The organism is Candidatus Thermoplasmatota archaeon, from assembly GCA_022848865.1.
Lineage (GTDB): Archaea > Thermoplasmatota > Thermoplasmata > RBG-16-68-12 > JAGMCJ01 > JAGMCJ01.
This window is the reverse complement of record JAJISE010000105.1, coordinates 1-803: the sequence shown is the minus strand read 5'-3', so window position 1 is coordinate 803 and position 803 is coordinate 1. Positions and strand designations below refer to the sequence as shown.

Sequence of the window (803 nt, the reverse complement as noted above, 5' to 3'; positions counted from 1 at the left end):
TTTTCCTCTAGAGGTGTCTACGGATAAGTACTAATATGTGGTAGGTGAAGACATCTTCACCAATGTATCGAATGTGGGCAATGAGATCATAACATTCCCTTGTACGTTTGATTCGCGTATCGTGGACTCAATGGGGCAGGTTGTTGTGGACACAACCAATTGCTGGCCCCGACCTTGGGTGACTGTGGAAATATATCCGGGCTCGAGTGTCCCAAGCGGTTGGGATCAGAAGTTCCTCATCTGTGACGAGTATTCGGGTAGCCCGATTCCACCTTCTGGCGGTCAAGTACCGCCTGGACTATACCTGATCTCAGAAGGAATGGACACAGCCTCGTATGGAAACCAGACGATGCCAATATGGGATTCGGTATGGATCGAGATCGGGCCTGGTACACCCAGCGATCCCGTTGCCGATGCCGGAACCGACCAGACGGTCTACGAAGGCGACGTGGTTCAGCTCAACGGAACCGGCTCCCAGGGCTCCTCCTTCGGGCTCTGGGAGGATACCTTCGGGAACAGCGCAAAGATATCCGAGATTGTCAACACCACAATCCTAGACGGAAGCATAATCCTCCAGAACGTGAGCCTCACCGTCAAGCACACATTCGAGACTGATCCCGGATTCGTCATTGAGGACGACATGCCAGAGACAGTGTTGTGGTGGGATTCCGTGAAGGAGGCGATACGATGGTATGTGGACCGTGAGGATCCTCGTGACCACTACGAGAAGCTGGTCGGCTTCCTTCCCTTCCCGATCACGGATGCTATGGACATCTCGGCCCGTGTGGACTACATGTATTGGC

General features: G+C 53.4%; 1 protein-coding gene. It reads left to right on the top strand.

The genetic code is table 11. The features are described from left to right. Window positions 1–349: 349 nt before the first annotated feature. A partial coding sequence (locus tag LN415_09880; protein ID MCJ2557390.1) for a hypothetical protein occupies window positions 350–803 on the top strand: 454 nt, incomplete at its 3' end.